The sequence below is a fragment of the Paenibacillus sp. FSL H8-0457 genome (assembly GCF_038051935.1).
Taxonomy (GTDB): domain Bacteria; phylum Bacillota; class Bacilli; order Paenibacillales; family Paenibacillaceae; genus Paenibacillus_AQ; species Paenibacillus_AQ lautus_A.
In genome coordinates this window covers 6,783,725-6,802,374 of the sequence record NZ_CP150293.1, presented here as the reverse complement: position 1 = coordinate 6,802,374, position 18,650 = coordinate 6,783,725, and the positions used below count along the sequence as shown (strand labels likewise).

The 18,650-nt window shown below is 53.7% G+C and carries 13 protein-coding genes; 8 read left to right on the top strand and 5 right to left on the bottom strand.

Annotation, left to right across the window (positions count from 1 at the left end; genetic code table 11):
- Positions 1 to 236: 236 nt before the first annotated feature.
- Positions 237 to 1,271 carry a glycoside hydrolase family 18 protein gene (locus MHI43_RS30685; RefSeq protein ID WP_036659316.1) on the bottom strand — a complete coding sequence of 345 codons (1,035 nt, stop codon included), beginning with the start codon at positions 1,269 to 1,271 and terminating at the stop codon, positions 237 to 239.
- Between the two features lie 422 nt (positions 1,272 to 1,693).
- Here MHI43_RS30685 and MHI43_RS30680 point away from each other — a divergent pair, with 422 nt between their 5' ends.
- The 8 genes from MHI43_RS30680 to MHI43_RS30645 all read left to right on the top strand — a co-directional run bounded on the left by MHI43_RS30680 (position 1,694) and on the right by MHI43_RS30645 (position 12,911).
- On the top strand, positions 1,694 to 2,665 hold the full coding sequence (locus MHI43_RS30680; protein ID WP_009593016.1) for an ABC transporter permease subunit: 972 nt from the start codon (positions 1,694 to 1,696) through the stop codon (positions 2,663 to 2,665).
- Between the two features lie 15 nt (positions 2,666 to 2,680).
- Positions 2,681 to 3,589, top strand: a complete 909-nt coding sequence (locus MHI43_RS30675; RefSeq protein WP_015737872.1) for a carbohydrate ABC transporter permease — start codon at positions 2,681 to 2,683, stop codon at positions 3,587 to 3,589.
- Positions 3,590 to 3,632: 43 nt separating this feature from the next.
- Positions 3,633 to 5,243, top strand: a complete 1,611-nt coding sequence (locus tag MHI43_RS30670) for an extracellular solute-binding protein (RefSeq protein ID WP_015737871.1) — start codon at positions 3,633 to 3,635, stop codon at positions 5,241 to 5,243.
- A 146-nt stretch (positions 5,244 to 5,389) separates the two neighbouring features.
- Positions 5,390 to 6,775 (top strand): alpha-L-fucosidase, encoded by a 1,386-nt coding sequence (locus MHI43_RS30665; RefSeq protein WP_036659315.1) that lies wholly within the window; start codon positions 5,390 to 5,392, stop codon positions 6,773 to 6,775.
- Between the two features lie 64 nt (positions 6,776 to 6,839).
- Positions 6,840 to 8,126: an alpha-L-fucosidase gene (locus MHI43_RS30660; RefSeq protein WP_015737869.1), complete on the top strand. Its 1,287-nt coding sequence runs from the start codon at positions 6,840 to 6,842 to the stop codon at positions 8,124 to 8,126.
- 65 nt (positions 8,127 to 8,191) lie between these two features.
- Entirely contained in the window at positions 8,192 to 9,217 is a 1,026-nt protein-coding gene (locus MHI43_RS30655) for a carbohydrate-binding family 9-like protein (RefSeq protein WP_036659314.1), read from the top strand.
- 7 nt (positions 9,218 to 9,224) lie between these two features.
- Positions 9,225 to 11,843 (top strand): transglutaminase domain-containing protein, encoded by a 2,619-nt coding sequence (locus tag MHI43_RS30650; protein WP_036659313.1) that lies wholly within the window; start codon positions 9,225 to 9,227, stop codon positions 11,841 to 11,843.
- Positions 11,844 to 11,864: 21 nt separating this feature from the next.
- Positions 11,865 to 12,911 (top strand): glycoside hydrolase family 18 protein, encoded by a 1,047-nt coding sequence (locus MHI43_RS30645; RefSeq protein ID WP_015737866.1) that lies wholly within the window; start codon positions 11,865 to 11,867, stop codon positions 12,909 to 12,911.
- A 107-nt stretch (positions 12,912 to 13,018) separates the two neighbouring features.
- Here the strand turns inward: MHI43_RS30645 and MHI43_RS30640 are convergent, their stop codons facing one another.
- The 4 genes from MHI43_RS30640 to tatA form a co-directional block, all read right to left on the bottom strand.
- Positions 13,019 to 15,316, bottom strand: coding sequence for a helix-turn-helix domain-containing protein (locus MHI43_RS30640; RefSeq protein WP_015737865.1), 2,298 nt, complete (start codon positions 15,314 to 15,316; stop codon positions 13,019 to 13,021).
- A gap of 438 nt (positions 15,317 to 15,754) precedes the next feature.
- Positions 15,755 to 17,332 (bottom strand): amidase, encoded by a 1,578-nt coding sequence (locus MHI43_RS30635; protein ID WP_015737864.1) that lies wholly within the window; start codon positions 17,330 to 17,332, stop codon positions 15,755 to 15,757.
- 363 nt (positions 17,333 to 17,695) lie between these two features.
- Positions 17,696 to 18,469 (bottom strand): twin-arginine translocase subunit TatC, encoded by a 774-nt coding sequence (tatC, locus tag MHI43_RS30630; protein WP_015737863.1) that lies wholly within the window; start codon positions 18,467 to 18,469, stop codon positions 17,696 to 17,698.
- Positions 18,426 to 18,647, bottom strand: a complete 222-nt coding sequence (gene tatA / locus MHI43_RS30625) for a twin-arginine translocase TatA/TatE family subunit (protein WP_015737862.1) — start codon at positions 18,645 to 18,647, stop codon at positions 18,426 to 18,428. The genes tatC and tatA overlap by 44 nt, the downstream gene beginning before the upstream one ends.
- Between the last annotated feature and the right edge of the window lie 3 nt (positions 18,648 to 18,650).

Sequence of the window (18,650 nt, the reverse complement as noted above, 5' to 3'; positions counted from 1 at the left end):
TGCAGTATGAATTTCCCAGTATAAATAAGGGTTTTCGTGCTCTATAGTTATAGATAAAAACGACATATTTACGGGATCCGGAAGGAACCCATAGAATGAAGCCAAGTCATTGCAGCGCAAGAAGATGAAGTCAACTGCATGTTATATAAATTAACGTGTAGCTCATCTATCATCAGCTTTTCTAAGACATGATGAAGGGAGTGAATCTGCTGCAGCTCGTGCTAGCTCAGTTCCGCTTAAGAACGCAATGCTTTGTACAAGGCATCCACCAGGCTGTGCGTCGCATCGCAGCTGTATTCCCAGAACATGATGCCGGCCAGCCCCTGCTCCTGTATGTATTTGCATTTATGGGTCAGGGATTCGGCGTCATCGTATGTGATGAAGCTGCTGCCGTCGAATAAATAAGGCGCTTTGGCTTCGTCGTCCCAGTACCTCTTATAGGAAGGATTGCTAAAATACTCGGCAGCGAGCTGGGTATAGGTCGGGCCGTAACCTCCGGGGGAGGGAGCGACCTGGAGGTATCCGTTGTTCACGTCCGGCACATCGTTCCACTTCCTGGAGTAGAATGCGGCCCCGATCACGATTTTTTCGCGCGGCACACCGGCTAGGGTAAACAGACGGACGGATGCGTCGACGCTGATTCGGAACAGATCGCCGGTGGAGGTGTACAGGTTGGTATGGTGGCCCGTCAGCGTCTGGAATCCGCCGCGCATGTCGTACGTCATCAGCTGAATGAAGTCGAGATAGGGGTGGATGTCATTGATTTCGGTGCCGTCGATATAATATTGATCGGCTCCGGCCGCGATGGTCAACAGATAGTGTGTCTTGCCCCGCCCGTACTGATCCAGCGATTCCCGGAGCTCCTTCAGCAGCAGCGTAAAGTTCTCCTTGTCGTTTGGCGATGCCGCCGTTCCGGCGATCGAGTAGCATGGATACTCCCAGTCCAGGTCAATGCCGTCGAAGGGAAACTCTTGCAGCAGTTTGATCGCCGATTCGCACACGCTTTGTCTACCTTCGGACGTGGCTGCCGCTTTCGAGAATCCGTCGGAGCCCCAGCCGCCAACGGACAACAGTATGGTTAATTCGGGATTGACGGCTTTCAAGCGTTGGATCTCGTGAATGGTGTTCGTGTCGGTATACGTAATCTTGTCTTCTTGGATATGGGCAAAAGCGACGTTCAAGTGAGTGAGCCGCCGGGCATCTTCGGCCGTGATCTCGGATAAGACTTTGCGCCCTGCGTAGCCGGCTAAAATCCAGGTTGATGGCTGCATGCGTAATACCTCATTTCTTTTAGAATATGTCAGTTTTGCTTTTACGGTTTATTTTTCCAACTTACGGTCAGATATGACATCTGTCAAGGATCATCCCGTTAACGAAGATGACAATTTATCGTAGGGGGAGGGGTCAAAAATCACATGTTTTCCTGCCCGAAAACGACAATGACAAGACTGGGAAGGACGTGAAAAGCCCGTCATACCAATGGATGGAGCCGTTACAACCGGACAATTGAAAATGACATATTTACGGATGATGCCGCGATCCATACACTTGGGATGTAAGCGTTAACAATTCTGAGGCTGGCGAAAGCCGCACGCTAAGGAGTGGTCAGGAAGGCTCTTTCTTATCCATTGAACAGGGGTGCTTTTCCGAAAAAAATGGCCGGATTTTTCATTAGAGAAGGAGGGAGAAACCGATGCAGCAAAGTGGTAAGTCCGCCCTGTCGCCAAACTTATCGGTGAATACGATTCCGAATCGTAAAAAAAATACATTATGGAGGAGGATGATTCGAAACTGGGAGCTGTATTTGTTTATCGCTCCGGCATTTCTGTATTTTGTCATTTTCCATTATGGCCCGATGTACGGGATCCAAATCGCCTTCAAAAACTTCATCCCGACGTTGGGAATAACGGGAAGTCCGTGGGTCGGATTCGACCATTTCGAACGCTTCTTTAACTCTTATTACTTCTGGGACTTGCTCTGGAATACCTTGAGCATCAGCTTGTATGAGCTGGCCATAGGGTTTCCGCTGCCCATCATTCTGGCATTGGCCTTCAATGAAGTGAAGGATTCATTCTTCAAGCGTACGGTACAGACCGTCACGTATGCGCCGCATTTTATTTCAGTCGTTGTTATGTCCGGTATGATCATTACCTTCTTGTCGCCTTCGTCCGGCATGATCGTAAATTTTGTGGAAATGCTGGGCTTTCAGCCGCCGCAATTCTTGACGGACCCTGCCTGGTTTAAGACCGTATACGTGTTGTCCGGCGTATGGCAGAGTGCGGGCTGGGGTACCATCATCTATCTGGCCGCATTATCGGGTGTCGATCCGCAGCTGCACGAGGCAGCCGTCGTGGACGGTGCGAGCAGGTTCAAGCGCATTCTGCACATCAATATTCCGGCGATCGTACCTACGATCACCATCCTGTTGATCCTGAACATGGGCAGCATTTTGGGCGTCGGATTCGAGAAAATCCTGCTCCTGCAGAACCCGCTGAATATGAGCTCTTCCGATGTCATCTCGACTTTCGTTTATCGCTCTGGTCTGGTTGACGCACAGTACAGCTTCTCTACCGCTGTCGGATTGTTCAATTCGGTCATTAATGCGATTCTGCTGATAGCGGTGAACCAAATCGCTCGTCGCACCAGCGAAAACAGCCTGTGGTAGAAGGGGGAATAACATATGTCATCCACGGTAAGGGAAAGCAAGGGGGATAAATTATTCCTGCTATGCAACTACATCTATTTGACGATTGCACTGATCATCGTACTGTACCCGCTGCTGTACATTGTCAGCGCCTCTATCAGTGATCCGAAGTACGTAAGCTCAGGTGAAATGTGGCTGATTCCGAAAGGGATAACTTTTGATGGATATGCCAGGGTGTTCGAGAATGCCAACATTTGGATTGGCTATAAGAACACGATTATTTATACAGTGATAGGTACGATCGTGAATCTGATTGTCACGCTGCCAGCAGCCTATGCGCTCAGTCGCTCGGATTTTGTGGGCAGAGGATTTTTTATGGCGGTGTTCCTGGTTACGATGTTTTTCGGTGGGGGACTGATTCCGAGTTACCTGCTCGTTAAAGATCTTGGCATGGTCAACAGCATGTGGGCTCTTATACTGCCGGGAGCTGCGTCCATATGGAATATAATTGTGTCCCGGACGTTCTTCCAATCGACCATTCCGAAGGAGCTTCAGGAAGCGGCCCATATCGACGGCTGTACGAACTTCCGGTTATTCGTCAAAATCGTATTGCCGCTCTCGATGCCGATTATTGCCGTCATGGCACTTTTCTACGGCGTCGGACATTGGAACAGTTACTTCAGTGCCATGATTTATCTGAACGATGCGGCGAAGTATCCGCTGCAGCTCTTCCTGCGTCAAATCCTGGTGCTTCAGGAGATGGCGGCACAGGGCGGAGGGGCGATTGACGCCTCATCCGCAGCAGCGATGAATTCCAAAGCGGAAATTGCCGCACTGGTCAAATATGCGGTCATTATCGTTGCGACACTTCCGGTTATTGCTGTTTATCCGTTCCTTCAGCGTTACTTTGTGCAGGGTGTTATGATTGGTTCCGTTAAGGGCTGATCTTAAACCATACAATCCACACCAAAAAAGGGGAGTTGTTGTCATGAAAAAGCTTCGCAAGGCATCATCTATTTTACTCTGCCTCACCCTCTCAGCAACAATGCTTGCAGCCTGTGGTTCACCTAAAGGAGATGGCGCTGCTACAGCACCGTCCGGGACAGCCAGCACGGAAGGGGTAAAGAAGGAAGGTTTCCCGATTGTGGATGAGCCGATCACTCTGACGGTCATGTCACAGGATGCCGGTGTAGCCGATTGGAATACGATGCCCGTACTACAAGAGATGGAGAAATTGTCAGGCATCAAGCTGGAATACCAGCTTTCTCCGATTGACAGCTTTGAAACGAAGAAAAATCTGGTGTTTGCGAGCGGCGATTTGCCCGATATGTTCTATGCTGCGGATCTGAAGCCGGCTGAGCAGGTAACTTACGGCAGCCAAGGTATCCTCATTCCGCTGGAGAAGTACATTGACGAAGGCTATGCACCGAACATCAAAAAGATTTTTGACGAAAACCCGGATGTCCGCAAATCCTTCACGACCCCGGACGGACATATCTACGCCCTGCCGTTCGTTGACAAGGCTGCCGTATGGTACAGAGGCCCGATGTGGTACAACGGCAAGTTCCTAAAAGCGCTAAACGTGTCCGAGCCAAAGACTACTGAGGAATTATATACATTCTTGAAACGCGTCAAGGAAGAAGATCCTAACGGAAACGGAAAGAAAGACGAGATTCCGCTGACTTCCGTCAAGCTCGATGACCTGCGTATGTACTTCTTCGGCTTCTGGGGCATGTACAACGAAGGAATCTATTCCGACAAGGATGGGAAAGTACACTACCCTTATCAGGAAGAAGGCTACAAAGGCTATCTGACGTTCATGAACCGTCTGTGGAAGGAAGAACTGCTGGATCATGAAACCTTCTCGCAAACAGGCGATCAGAAAAAAGCCAAGGGAGAAAACAATCAGCTGGCTCTGTTTAACGACTACCATGCGTACTTCACGCTCGGCGGCGAGCCTAGCAGCGAGCATCCGCTCATGACGCCGGTGAAGAGTGAAATCGCCGACTCTCCGGTATACGGCATGCACCCTGGTATGTCGGCAAGAGGCACATTCGCCATTTCGAGCAGCAACCCGGCTCCGGAAGCGACCATGCGCTGGATCGATTACCTGTACAGCTATGAGGGCGCCACGCTGTTTAACCAAGGACCGGAAGGCACCCTGTGGAAATTCAAGGATGAGGCAAACCGCGTGAAAGAATGGCTCCCAGTGCCGGGCGGCGGCGATCGTGAGGAGTATCGCGGCAAAATCACGCCGAACTACGGTATTTTGACACCTGGCGTCAATGATCCGGATGTTGCGAAAGGTCTACGCACCGAATTCGATGAGTGGATCGATCAGCAGAATCAAGAGAAACTGGTGCCGATCGGCAAATCGCCGTTCCCTAACGTCTACTTGACGAATGAGGAGCAGAGTGAAGCAACTGCGCTGTTGTCCGATTTGGAAACGTACGTGAAACAGATGGAAGCCAAATTCGTAACAGGCCAAGAGCCGCTTGAGAATTGGGATAAATACGTCGCGCAAGTCAAGAAAATGGGCAGCGACCGTCTCGTCGAGCTTTACCAAGGCGCATATGATCGCTGGAACGCTGAGCAATAATCAGATGCATATATGAAAAACAAAGAGCCAACGTATCCCGGTCGCTTCATGACCGGGGGTTGGCTATTGTTTTTAAAGGGCAGGCAAAGCCCTTTCTAATGATCTTCAAAGATATCGTTATCACAAATGACTATTGGAGGTACACCATGTCGGAGAACAAGCTGGTTGAGGAAGAGCAAGCGGTAGTGGAGCAGGGCGTGCACAATTTCAGCAGTGAGGACAAATGGGTCAAGCCGGAGGATCCGCTGCTTCTGGAGCGATTGGAATGGTTCAAGGACCAGAAGCTGGGCCTGATGATGCACTGGGGGCCGTATTCCCAGCTGGGCCTTGTTGAATCGTGGGCGCTGAGCGATAAAGACGCGGACTGGTCACGTGACGGCATTGACTGGGACATCGATGCGGAGGAGCTTAAACGGCAGTATTTCGATTTGAACAAGACGTTCAACCCGCTTCGCTTTCAGCCTGATCTGTGGGCTGACCTGGCAGCCGATAACGGCTTCAAATATTTGAACTTTACCACCAAGCATCATGACGGATTCTGCATGTGGGATACGCATACGACCGATTATCGCGTTACGGGACCGGAATGTCCGTTCCATAGGCATAAACACGCCGATATCACGAAGGAGCTGTTCGATGCCTTCCGTGCCAAGGGGCTCGGCATCTCCGCCTATTTCTCCAAGGCCGATTGGCATACCCCATACTACTGGGCGCCGGGAATGGAAGCGGGGAGCTTCACTTCTCGCGGCCCAAGCTACGATCCGAAGAAATATCCTTGGCTGTGGGAACAGTTCGTCCAGTTTACCCATGAGCAGATCATGGAACTGATGACCCGTTACGGCCGCATCGATGTGCTGTGGCTGGATGCAGGCTGGGTGAACGATTACCGGGACCAGAATATCCGATTGGGCGAAGTGGTAGAGAAGGCGCGTGAGATTCAGCCTTGGCTTCTTTCGGCGGACCGCACGGTCGGCGGGCCTTACGAGAATCTGATCACGCCGGAGCAGACCCTTCCTGAGCGTGCCCTTCATGTGCCTTGGGAGAGCTGCATCACGATGGGAACCTCCTTCTCCTTCCGCTACGAGGATCGTTACAAAACGGTGCGCCAGCTTATTCACCTGCTGGCCGAAATCGTGGCCAAAGGCGGAAATCTAGCGCTCAATGTGGGCCCGCAGCCGGACGGAAGGCTGCCCGAGACGGCCATTTCACGAATGAAGGGTATGGGAGAGTGGCTGAAAGTCTACGGAGAGGCCATCTATGGGACTCGTGTCTGTGAGCCGTATTCCTCCGGCGCGGTCCAGTTTACCCAAAAAGGCGATACGACCTACGCCATCTATCTGTATCGAAATGAGCAAGAAGCCGTTCCTGAGGAGCTGTTCATTCCGATTCAGACGGCGTTCAGCCGCATAGATCTGGTCGGGGGTCAGGAGGCGCTGGATTATCGCCGCACGGACGATGGCGTCGCGGTCCGACTTCCGGATCAGGAGCGTCAGGGGCTGGCGCCGATCGCGCATGTATTGCGGTTTCGTTAAGAGGCGGGCTGCATAAACGATTTCTCTAATGTTATAACGACTTCAAGAAGAGGTGTGGACAGATATGCAGAAATGGTTCGAAGAAGCCAAGCTGGGGATCTTCATTCACTACGGCATCTATGCCGTGGACGGGGTCTCGGAATCCTGGTCCTTCTATAACGGGAGGATCACGTACGACGAGTACATGAAGCAGCTGGACGGCTTTACGGCGTCGAAATTCAATGCGGAGAAATGGGCGGACTTGATCGAGAAGTCCGGTGCCCGGTATGCCGTGCTGACCACGAAGCACCATGACGGCGTTGCCCTGTGGGATACGCAGTACAGCGATCTCAACGTGGTCAAGCGGACGCCGGCCAATCGGGACATCGTGCGGGAGTATGCGGAAGCGATCAGGGAGAAGGGGATTCACCTGGGCATGTATTTCTCTCTGATCGATTGGTCGCATCCGGATTATCCGAGCGTGTTCGAAGGAGGCAGGGTACCGGAGGATCTCAGCGGCGTCAACCCGCACACCAGCCCCGTGGACGGCGTTCAGGATCAGGAGAAGTGGCAGAAATTCCTGGAGTTCAACAACAATCAGCTGCGGGAAATCCTGACGAATTACGGGAAGGTGGATCTGCTGTGGTTCGACGGCGATTGGGAACGCAGCGCCGAGCAGTGGAATCTGCCGGAGTTCAAGCATTATCTGCAATCCTTCAATCCGGATATCATCATCAACTCGCGGCTTCAGGGCCACGGCGATTATAAAACGCCTGAGCAGGGCATTCCGATCACGAGACCGGAGGGACCGTGGGAATTCTGCACCACGATCAACACCTCATGGGGCTACGTGCCTACAGACCATAAATACAAATCATTGAACCAGATCATTCGGATGTTCTGCGACTGCATCTCCATGGGGGGCAATATGCTCTTGGATATCGGTCCCCGCGAGGACGGCACCATCGATCCTAGGCAGGAGGACATTCTGCTTGGGCTGGGAGCTTGGATCCGAACTCATGAGGAGGCCGTATTCGGAACGGGCGAAGGCATTATGACCCGCTATTATCTGGGAGGAAGCACGATCTCCGAGGATCGAAAGACATTGTATTTATTTGTCTATGACGACCCGAAGGAGAATGTGTGCATCAAGGGACTGTGCAATCCGATCAAGAAAATTACCGTGCTGCACTCGGGCAAAGAGCTTGAACATGAAATCCATGGAGGCGTGCCTTGGTTCAACATCCCGGGGACGACGTGGATCAAAATGACGCCGGAAGATACGCATGAGCAGGTGACGGTCCTTAAGCTGGAGTTTGACGAAGAGCTGGAGATGTATGGCGGCTCGGGAGCCGTCGTCACCCATAACTAACCATATCACGGGGAGACAAACGCTTGATAGGCGCTTAGCCTCCCTCACGAAGCGGAGAGAATGACATGAACAGAAGTGGAGTGCCGGAGCCGAGGATAGAGTATGCTCCCAAGCATTACATATGCAGGCGTGCGGGACAGCCGCTCGTGCTGGACGGCCGCGTGGACAAGGCTTTTTGGGATGCGGCGGAATGGACCGACGATTTCGTTGATATCGAAGGGGATCTTCGCCCGAAGCCGGCCAAACGGACCCGGGTCAAAATGCTGTGGGATGACGACTATTTTTATTTTGTCGCCGAGCTGATCGAGGATCAGATTTGGGCGACCTTGACGGAACGCGATTCGGTTATTTTCTATGATAATGACTTTGAAATATTCATTGATCCGGACGGGGACAGCCATCAATATTACGAATTCGAGATCAATGCACTGAATACGGTATGGGATCTGCTGCTGGTGAAACCGTACCGGGATGGCGGGCCGCCGGTCAACGGCTGGGATATCAGCGGTCTCAAGACGGCGGTGTTTATCGATGGGGAGCTGAACCGACCTGGCGCCGATAACCGGAAATGGAGCGTGGAGGTGGCGATTCCTTGGGCCAGTCTGAAGGAATGCGCCGAAGACGGCCGCCCGCCGTTGCCGGGCGAGTTCTGGCGCGTCAACTTCTCGCGCGTCGAATGGCAGACCGAAGTGCAAGATGGGGAGTATCGCAAGGTGGTGAATCCGGAGACAGGCAAGCCTTTCCCCGAGGACAACTGGGTATGGTCGCCCATGGGCATCATCAATATGCATTACCCGGAGCTGTGGGGTTATGTCGTATTCGCCGACGGCGAGGAGGGGCATCAAGCGTTCACGCTTCCGGAAGACGAGCGGATCAAATGGGAGCTGCGCAGGCTCTATTACCGGCAGCGTAATCACTATGAAGCCCACGGTGAATTTGCGCGGGAAATGAAGGAGCTCATGGGCGAGGATTCGTGGAGCATCCAACCCGTGATTGAAACGACCCGCAGCCTGTTCCAGCTGAGCGCGCCTTCTTCCGACGGCACGGCTCTGATCTGCATTCGGGAAGACGGAAAGCTATGGAGGGAGTGAGCGGAGGATGACCAGCCAAACCATGGTGTTCTCGCTGGATTCGCAAACGCTGGAGCGGATCGAGCAGAAGTTTCAGGAGAAAATCGTTTTTGCGGAGGCCCGCAAGGATCAGCTGTTTCACGTATTTGAGCAGGAACTGACGGAAGAAGAGACTTGGGCTTTGAAATATTTGTTTGCTTATATGCCGGTGAACGACTTGGCCGACTACGATGGTGCATTGTTCTTAAACCATGTGCGCCAAGCCTTGGACATCCGTAAGCGCGTGCCTTGGGGCGAGCGTGTGCCGGATCATCTGTTCCTGCATTTTGTGCTTCCATATCGGGTCAATACGGAAAATATTGAGGATTTCCGCGGTATCCTTTACAACGAGCTGGCCGAACGGACGGCGCGGTTATCGATGGCAGACGCCATTCTGGAGACCAATTACTGGTGTCATGAGAAGGCCACCTACATCGGCAGCGATCTGCGAACGATTTCGCCGCTGACGATGATCCGGAATGCGCGCGGACGCTGCGGCGAGGAGTCTACGCTGGCGGTGGCCGCGCTGCGAAGCATCGGCATTCCCGCGCGTCAGGTGTATACGCCGCGCTGGGCCCATTGCGACAGCAATCATGCCTGGGTGGAAGCATGGGCGGACGGCCAGTGGTATTACATCGGGGCATGCGAACCGGAAGCTCGGTTGAACCAAGGGTGGTTCAGTCCGCCGGCGCGCAGGGCCATGCTGATCAATACGCGAATTTTTGCTGATTACCCGGGGCCGGAGGATATTACCCTGAATGAGAAGGGATTTACGGAAATCAATTTGCTGGAGAACTATGCGCCGGCTCGCACCCTTGACGTGATCGTGAGGAACGAGCAGGGAGAGCCCGTATCCGGTGCAAGCGTGCGGTTTGAGCTGTACAATATGGCCGAATTTTATCCCATTGCCGAGATCAGGACGGATGAACGGGGAGTGGCCTCCTTTAAGACGGGTTATGGCGATCTCTTGATCCGCGCGGTCAGCGAAGGCAAGTGGAGCGAAATCTTATATAAGGCCCACGATAACGAACGTATTGAGCTAGTGCTTGCTTCATCCGAACAGCCGGCAGGAATCGTGGATTTCGATATGGTTCCTCCGCCCGAAGGAGAAGGAGATGCCGCGTCGGCGCTGCCGGAAGAGATGATCCGGGCTCATAATCGCCGTCTGGAGGAAGGGTCAAAGATCCGGACCGACTACGAGGGGACATTCCTGAGCGAGGAAAAGGCATTCGCGGTGGCCAAGACGCTAGGGCTGCCACCCGAACGGGTGTGGGGCGTTCTGCAAAAGGCCAGGGGCAACAGCCGCGAAATCGCCGCTTTCCTGGAGGAGCGATCGGGCGAATATGGCGAGTGGCCGCTGCGGCTGCTGGAGTCGCTGAACGAAAAGGATTTGATTGATACCTTCCGGCAAACGCTGGATGATCATCTGATGGGCGCGATCTCCCGGCGCGGATCGTGGGATGAGGATACCTTCGTGAAGTACATCCTGTGCCCGCGGGTCTCTTATGAAATGCTGGTTCCGTATCGACGCGTATTCGACCATGCCTTTACGGCCGCGGAGGCAGAAGCGTTCAGGGAAAGTCCATCGAAGCTTGCCGGTCATTTGGAGCAAGGCTATGCGTATCATGAAGATCTTCCCAACTTGAAGGGCAAGGGGAATCCGGCCGGCACGTACAGCCTGATGAAGGGAGACCAGCAGTCGCTGGATATCCTGTTCGTGGCGGTATGCCGCAGTCTGGGAATTCCTGCCCGGCTGCATCCGAGCGAGCAGAAGCCGCAGTACCTAGGTGATGGCGGTTGGGAAGATGCCGTATTCCGTCTGGCTTCCCATCGGAACCAGGAGGGATCGAGCTGGGGGATGCTGCAGCTCCTCAGGGATACGGAGGTTTCGAAGGACGCGCCAGCCGCATCCTATGCCGAGAATTTTACCTTCGCCCGCTTGGAAGAAGGCGTGTACAAGACGCTGGTATACCCTTATGGCATGACCGATGTTTACGATGGGCCGTATGAGGTGGAGCCGGGTTCTTACCGCTTGACTTCGGGCGTCCGGCTGAAGGACGGAACGGTAAGCGTGCGCTTTACGTACTTTACCGTGCGAGCGGATGATACCGTAGCGGTAGCGCTGACGTATCGGGAAACGGCGGTCGACATTCCCGTGCTGGGCAAGCTCGAGACGGGCGGCGTTTTGACCCGGCTGGATGGAACCGGGGCCGTTCTGAAGGGGCTGTTGGGATCAGAGGGAGCCATCGCTGCCTGGATCGAACCGGAGCGGGAGCCGACCAAGCATCTGCTTCGCGAGCTGAGCGAGTTGGCTGAGCCGCTCGACAAGCTGGGATTGCCGATTGTGCTGGCAATCGGAGATGCGGAATGGACGGCTTCCTTTGATCCGGCCGGCTATCCCAAGCTGCCGGCACGCACGGTATTCTTGCGGGATTCCGGTTATGCTTCCTTATCGGGCTTCATCCCGGATCCTGCCGCGCATGAAGCCGGTTACCCTCATTTGTTCGTCCTGGACGGCCAGGACCAGATCCGTTATGCGGCTTCGGGATACAAGATCGGCACCGGGAAAGAAGCGCTGCAAATTGCAGCCGCGATATCACAACCCTAGAATGGATCGGAGTGAAGTGTAATGACGAAGTACATTGCGGCGGGATACGCCGTCGATTCGGCTCTTCCCGACATGACGCATGAGGATTTGACGAAATTGACGCATCTGAACGTGGCCTTCGGCCATGTCAAAAACGATGAGATCACGACCGAGCATCTGAAGAATGGCGAGGTTGTCCGGAACATCAAACGGGATCACCCCGATCTTACGGTGCTGCTGTCCGTTGGCGGCTGGAGTGCAGGCGGTTTCTCGGAAGCCGCCTCAACTGAGGGGGGAAGGGAACGCATGGCCGCATCCGCCATACGGGTGCTGGAGGAATACCCTTTTGACGGGATCGATCTGGACTGGGAATATCCTTGCTACGGGGAGGCCGGCATAGCGTCAAGTCCGGACGATAAACGGAATTTTACCCTTCTGCTCAAGACGATCCGGGAGGCTCTTGATGCCAAGGGCTCGCAAGACGGGCGTCACTACCTGCTTACGATAGCTGCGGGGGCCGACCAGTACTATGTAGACGGCACGGAGATGGCGGAGGTGCAGAAGTACCTGGATTTTGTCCAGTTGATGACCTATGACATGCGCGGCGGGTTTCAGATCCTGACCGGACATCATACGAATCTGTACACGCCCACCGGCGATCTGTTCCGAATCAGCACGGATGCTTCCGTGAACCTGTTCGTCCAAGCCGGCGTTCCGAAGGAGAAGATTGTCATCGGTGCCGCATTTTATTCGCGCGTATGGAATGAAGTGCCGGACCGGAACAACGGCCTTCACCAAATGGCCGGCAGCACGGGCGGTTATGGTCCGGCGTTCGCGGAGCTGGCTGCCGAGTACATCAACAAGAACGGCTACATCCGTTATTGGGATGAGGAGGCTTGTGCGCCGTATCTGTTTAACGGCTCCAGCCTGATTTCTTATGACGATGAGGAATCGATTCGGTGCAAATGCCAATACGTGAAGGAGCAAGGCTTGGCCGGGATCATGTTCTGGGAATACGGATGCGACCCGACCCGTCGCCTGCTGACGGCCATGCATCAAGGACTTCAGAGCATCCCGGCCGGGAAATAGAAGATGCCGCCGCTGCGCGACGGCTGGCTGATAACGCCTTAAAACATACGAAAACCTCCCTTGGACCCTAGGGCCCAAGGGAGGTTTTCATTTATCCGGCGAAACCGTTACCCGATGCACTCATCGTCGTCATCGTCCGTGGAATCGGCGGCGTTGGGACTGTGCATTTTGCGGTATTGGCCCGGCGTGTAACCCGTCTCTTTCTTGAATTTGCGGATGAAGTTCGGTGTATCCAGGTAACCGACCCGCGTAATGATATCTTTTAACGGGTCGGATGTGTGCAGCAGCTGCCGGATGACCTCGTCCATCCGCTTCTGCCAGATGTACTGCGTAAAGTTCATGCCGATCTTCTCTTTGAAGGAGCGGCTGAAATACGACGAGGAGATGGAGAACTTGGACGAAATCGTGCCGAGACTCAGGTCATAATCCGTGAAATTGCCATCGATGTAAGCGACGATTTCGTCCATCAGGGAGCTTTCTTCCGTCTCGCTCTTCGCCTCGACATGGGCGCAGATTTCGGCGGCGAGGCCTGCCAGCTTCTTCTCCAAATCCTCCAGCGAGTCATAGGAAGTAACGCGCGGCAGCTGATTAACCACATGATGGATGCCCAGCTCCGAAGCCGTCTTCAGCATCGTGTTCAGGATATCAAAGCATATGCAGCGCAGCAGCGGTACGGACGGCATTTCCGCCTTCAGGTTATTCAATGCGGTGGATACCATCTGAACCGCCACGTCGTAGCTGCCCTGCTTCAAGCTTTGTACCAGTTTCAGCAGCACATCCTTAGGGACCCAGAAGGAGGAATCCTGCGCACCGGAGCCTGAAAGAGCGTTAAAGAAGGTGCTGCTCCCCTGTCCATGCAGCATGGATGCTTCCAGCGCGGTCGTTGCCTCGATGAAGGACTGATTCAGCTGTTCCGGATAGCTGTAGCGGTTGCCTACCCCGATCGCGGGAGATACGCCCGTGTGCTCGGCCGCGATCGATTGCAGCGCCAGGGCGATGGGCTCCATGCGTGCGTTAAGGCTCGCTTCATGGCCGGTTTCCGCATCGAATCCGACGATGAGGGCCAGCTGATCGGGCTGCGGCAGCTCCACGCCATAAGCATAGGCGGAAAAAGCGGTCAGCTCCACATCGTTCATCAGCTGCATGACAGGCCGCCGTTCCGGATTGTCGCCGATGGGAAGGGCATGCGACTCCCAGCCCATGGTCACAACAAAATAGTGGGATCGGCTGAAGCGGATGCCCAGCTTCTCCGTATACTCGGCGGGGAATTCCCCGGTATGGCCGTGCTTCAGCAGCATGAGCAGTATATGATTTCGGGCATAGGGCTCTTGAAGGTCGACGCGCTGGCTGTAATCATGCAGCGTCTTCTTGATCCATTCCAGCTCGTTGCTGGGAGTGGACGGTTCGGGATCATTCTTCAAGCGAATGAACTCCATCAAATCCGAAATCGGATGGTATTGCCTGCGAGCCAGCATGATCGCCAGAATGGTGCCCATCATCACCACGAAGGAGAATACCAGAACGATAAAAGTGCGGATATGCACGATGCGGCCGAAAAATTGGTTGCTTGGCATCGCGGTGACATAAGTCCAGCCCGTGTCGGATTTGACGGATACAACCGAATGGGGCTCTTGGTTCAACGAAAGGCTGTGCGTTCCCGGCTCAAGCGAGAACAGCGCGTTGACCTCCTGCTCGGTAATGGTCTCGCCTTTGTAATTGGCGGCCAGCACTTGTCCGTAATTATCGAAAATATAAGTCATCCCATGATAATCGCTGAGGATGGAGTCGATCAATCCCGTCAGATTCGATTCGTGGATGAAATACATGACGGTGCCGTGAGCCGGCGTATTGTTGGGTGCGATCGGCACAAGGTATGCCAGCATGGAATTCTGGGTTTTGGTCCCTTGCACGACTTGTTCCGCCGGACGCATGGTCGGGATTTGGACGGAGTTTAAATCCCGGACCATCTCCGTTTCGTTCCAGCTGTTGAATTTGTAGCGGTCGGTAAATACGTTTAGGTTCTCGAAGCCCTGGGACGAGTAAATGCTGTTATCTCCGCGGAAGAAGAGGAACAGTTCATCGATGATGGAGCTAGTGGCTTTGTATTTGACCAAGGCCCCGATGGATTCCCGGCTGTAGTACGGATGGTGGGTCCAATAGCGGGTCAGTTGCTCGTCGTAGGCAATTCGAAACGCGATGTCCTGCAGTTCCTTCATGCGCTCATCGATGACGGTTTTGGCCTGGGTCAGCTGATTGACGTTGGTCTGCTCGATCTCGGAACGGAGCGTATCCACGGCATTGTGGTAAATGATGATGGTTAATATAACAAGAGGTATCAGGAAAATGGATATGTAGGACAGTGTGTATTTAAGCAGAAGCTTGGACTTGAAGTGATTCCATTTCATATCTGCAACCTCCCGGTATTTTAAGATTATGGAATGATAAGTTTACAGCAGAGCTGAACCATTCGATAATCGCAAGAAAATCTCCTCTGGGCATAAGTCTATCATCTGCGAAGGTACGTCGATAGACGTTTGACCTTTTGCGCCGTCTGATAGCGCTATCATAAATAAAGGCAAGGCTATGGCTTTCATGATTAGCCGCCGGATGTTCCTAATGAAAATACTAGGAGAACTTGACTAATAAATCAATGGATCATTACTAAAATTAATTGGAGACATGCAAAATTTCAAAATCGCAATGTAAATAACGAAGGTAATGGGTACTTATAGGCCGTTGCCGGGCTTCTATGGACGCGCATGTCTTATCATTGCCTACGTTGCTTGAAAAAACCGGAGCCGCTGCGGCTCCGGTTGATTTGGACTAGGCTGATCAGGCAGGTATTAAGGCTTGGCGACAAGCGTTGGGGCGACGCGATGCTTCGTTGCCTGCTCGTAGTCGTAGGCCATGCCGAGCAAGTCGGCTTCGCTCCACATTTTGCCGACAAAGGCGATGGAGAACGGAGAACCGCTCTTATAATATCCAGCCGGCACCGTGACGAGAGGAACGCCCGCGATGTTGATCTCGGGAACGGTAGTGTCGGCGATTTTGTCCTCGCTGTGAAGCAGCGGCGTTTCCTTATACATCTGAGGGAAGACGAGTGCATCCAGCTTGTGTTGATCCAGCACGTCGTTAAAAATATGGAGATACTTCGTTCTGATTTCCGTGAATTTCGAGAGATCAGGGACGGAGCCAGGATTTTTCAAGGCTTCCGGGTACCTGGCGAGCGCCGATGGGGTCTCGCCCGTCTTCACGATCAGTTCATCCACCGACTGAATGGCGGCATTCGGACCCAGGCGCTTCAGATACTGCTCCATATCGTACACGATCGATTCAATGCCGATGGAGCCTGACGACTTGGCGAATTCGGCGAATTCCGAATCGGCGAACGGATCGGTAACCACGATGGCTCCCTGACCCTCCAGTTCCTTCACGGCCCGGTCATATAGTTTCTGGGTCTCCGCCGTCAGCTCTTCGCCAAGCCACCCCGGGCCATAGAGACCGATGCGTTTGTTCTTGAGGGCCAACGGATTCAGCTTGGAGGTGTAGCCTTTCTTGGGAATGTTGCCGATCGATGCAACGGTCTTGGCATCCTCGGCCGTGTAGCCTGCGATGACGTCCAGCATGACGGCGGCGTCGTGAACCGTACGGGCATGCGGGCCGACAACGTCTCTGGTGCTTCCGGCGAGAGGCACGACCCCGGCATTCGGCACCAATCCGAAGGTTGGCTTGATGCCGACCAGCGCTTGGGCAGCCGCCGGATTCTGGATCGATCCGCCGGTTTCTTCGGCAATGCCGAGCACGGCAAAGTTGCCTGATATGGACATCGCCGTTCCGGAGCTGCTGGCGCCCGGGACCAGCTTCCGGTCGATGGCGTTATAGGTGTCGCCGGCCCAGCTGGAGCTGGCGCGCGTACCGTCGGAGCTGAATGCCGGGATATTGGTCTTGCCCAGTATAATGGCGCCGGCCGCCTTCAAGCGGGCAACGACGGGGGCGTCCTTCTCCGGAATCAGCTCGATTCCGCCGAGCTCTTTGCTGAGCGGGCCCCAGCCGAAGGTGGACGGGAAGCCGGCGACGTCGACGGCTTCCTTGATGACAATCGGCACACCTGCAAGGGGGCCGAGCTTCTCGCCGGCCGCCCGGCGCCGGTCAGCCTCGCGGGCTTCCTGAAGCGCGCCCGCATTCATCATGGTAAACGCATTGTAATTGGATTCATAGATGCCGATCCGGTCGAGGTAGGCCTTCACAACCTCTTCGGTTTTGAACGTTCCTTCCGCGTAACCCTTCTCAAGCTCCTTCAATGTAATTTCCTCATAGGGAAACCGTTCAGCTGCCGCAGCGGTTATGCTGTTCATGGCCAATCCAAGCAGGAGTGCCATGGACAACACGCGTTTGAATATCTTGGTTTGTTTTTTCATCATTCATCATTTCCCCCATTCGTCGTTTTTTCGCATCTCCCATGCGATCTTAGAGACTATCAAGGAACTGAACTGCAAGAATGTAAGTATTAATAACATGAATATGACAATCTCTAAGTGATTTAGAACATTTCACCTCCTGATTCATAACATTTTAATGACGAAGTGGTGTTGGATTCTTTGTTAATTAGTAAAGTTAATGGTTTTTTTTGAAGGTGTCAATCATTTTATGAGATTTCGATAAAAAATTATGTAAGATAATCTTACACAAAATAGAACCCGTGTTCACGACAACCTGCTTGCTTAGGCTGTCTAGTCACGGGTTCTTGAAGGTTCCGTCCAACTTCGGGGGAAACGGACGTGGAATTAGGTTGCGCTGCCCTCCGTTTGAGCGAGCTGCAGCTGCTTGCGATAGATGAATCTGGAGATCGAAACGCTGATTTCGTACAGCAGGAACAGCGGGACGATCACGATCAGATCGGACATGATATCCGGCGGCGTAATGGTCACGGCCACGATGCAGAGCAGGAAGTAGGCTGATTTGCGCATCTTGGCCAGCCGGTGCGGATTCACGATGCCGAGCTTCGTCAGAAAAACGACGATGGCGGGCATTTCGAACAGAAATCCGAACGGTACGGTCATATGAATCATGAACGTGAAGTATTTTTGCGCGGTATACATCGTTTGGAAGGCCCCTTCGGCCATGCGCTGCATGAACTGCAGCACCATCGGGAACAGCACGAAGTATCCGAAGCAGATGCCGGTAATGAATAACACGCTGATGACGGGAATGAGCAGCATGGCGGAGCGGTGGGTTCCGTCCGGCAGCGCCGGCTGCACGAACCGCCATATTTGGTAAGCGGCAATGGGAAGCGTGACGGTGACGGCCACCACGCCTGCAATGATCATATACACCCACATCACTTCGGAGGGACCGAGCAGAACGAGCTGCTCGTCCATCCCGCGTACCAGCCAGTGATAGATCTTCTCGACGTAGATGAAGGCGGCCACCATCGCGACCAGAAACGCAATCAACGTGCGGATCAGGCGCTTCCGCATTTCTTCCAGATGTTCGATCGCGCTTTGGTCGTTCGGATTAGCTGTGCTGCTTATCGACCGCTGCAGCAGTCTGCGGAGCATCGTCTTTTTTCCCATTCTCGTCGTCTCCGTTCATCAAGCCGCGGGTTGCGCCCTTAAATTCGCTTAAGGTTCGCCCGAAAGCGCGACCGAGCTCTGGAAGCTTGGAGGGACCGAATATGATGAGTGCGATAATCAAAATAAGAATTAAACCACCGATTCCAATGTTGCCAAACGGCATGAT